Origin of the sequence: Streptomyces blattellae (assembly GCF_009709555.1) — a bacterium.
Lineage (GTDB): Bacteria > Actinomycetota > Actinomycetes > Streptomycetales > Streptomycetaceae > Streptomyces > Streptomyces blattellae.
Genome location: NZ_WJBG01000069.1, coordinates 1 through 617 on the forward strand (window position 1 = coordinate 1; position 617 = coordinate 617).

Consider the following 617-nt stretch of genomic DNA (forward strand, 5'->3'; position numbering starts at 1 on the left):
GGCGGCTGAACTGGAGTCCGGCGAAGCGCCGTTGGGACGGGTTCGGCGGGAAGGCGGCGGCCGCAAGCGGGTCGTGGATCTCGATCCGGGGCTGCGGCCCGCACTGCTGGCGTTGGTCGAGCCGGATGTGCGCGGGGATCCGATGTCGCCGCTGCGGTGGACGACGAAGTCGACCCGGCGCCTGGCCGCGGAGCTGACCCGGGCCGGCCACCGAGTCTCGGCGGATACGGTCGCGGCCCTGCTGCGTGAGGAGGGTTTCAGCCTGCAGGGCAACGCCAAGACCGTCGAAGGCGCCCAGCACCCGGACAGGGATGCGCAGTTCCGCTATATCAACGAGCGGGCCAAGGAGTTCCAGGCGGCCGGGGACCCGGTGGTCAGCGTGGACACCAAGAAGAAGGAGCTGGTCGGCAACTACAAGAACGCCGGTCAGGAGTGGCACCGCGCGGGCGAGCCGGTGCGGGTGCAGACACACGACTTCCCAGACCGGGAGCTGGGCAAGGCCATCCCGTACGGGATCTACGACCTGGCGGCGGATGCCGGCTGGGTCAGCGTCGGCTGTGATCACGACACAGCCGCCTTCGCCGTCCAGACCCTGCGCCGCTGGTGGCACGCAGTCG

General features: G+C 70.5%; 1 protein-coding gene. It reads left to right on the forward strand.

Annotated features, from left to right (window positions below):
• Positions 1–617, forward strand: a 617-nt coding sequence (locus tag GFH49_RS01560) for an ISAzo13 family transposase (protein ID WP_155053910.1), incomplete at both ends; no start/stop codon positions are given.